The 595-nt window shown below is 68.7% G+C and carries 2 pseudogenes; one reads left to right on the top strand and one right to left on the bottom strand.

Going from position 1 to position 595, the window contains the following annotated elements:
* Window positions 1-196 (top strand): annotated as a pseudogene (locus tag A5711_RS03895) (hypothetical protein); the annotation flags it as partial.
* A gap of 4 nt (window positions 197-200) precedes the next feature.
* Here A5711_RS03895 and A5711_RS03890 read toward each other — a convergent pair.
* Window positions 201-595: pseudogene (locus tag A5711_RS03890) on the bottom strand (hypothetical protein); the annotation flags it as partial.

Genomic DNA, 595 nt, shown 5'->3' with positions numbered 1-595 from the left:
TCGCCGAGCTTTCCAAGAGCTACAACGCGATCGAGAAGGACATCGGCTACCGCACGGTGCCGGGGCCGGGCAGCGCCAGATCGGCTACGAGACCGTCAAGGGCGACGCCAGCCTGGCGTGGATGCTGCTGGGGGCCGTCGCGATGGCCGGCGCCATCCTGGCCGGCTTGTTCCTCAACCGCCGGCTGCCCTCCTGAGCGATCAGACCGGGAGCCGCCGGTTGATCAGCAGCGCCAGCGCCGTCGCGATCAGGGCGGTGATGACGCCCAGGCGCAACCACCCGGCGCTGCCCGGCCCCGGCACCGTGCGGTAGCCGATGTCCTTCTCGATCGCGTTGTAGCTCTTGGAAAGCTCGGCGACGTTGCCGGCCGTGTAGGACTGCCCGCCGGACAGCTTGGCGATCATCTTCATCTGATCCGTCGCGACGGGGACGGCGACCCGCTGCCCGTCCATCTCGATCTCGCCGGTCTTGGTGCCGAACGAGATCGTCGAGATGGGCACTCCCTCGTCGCGCGCCAGCCGCGCCGCGGTGTACACCCCGTCATGCGGATCGCTGGGGTTGGACGGCTTGTTCTCCTTGCCGTCGGAGAGCAGCA

The organism is Mycobacterium sp. E2238, from assembly GCF_001672665.1.
In the GTDB taxonomy this organism is placed as follows: domain Bacteria; phylum Actinomycetota; class Actinomycetes; order Mycobacteriales; family Mycobacteriaceae; genus Mycobacterium.
The sequence above is the reverse complement of the archived record's forward strand: the minus strand, read 5'-3'. Positions and strand labels throughout refer to the sequence as shown.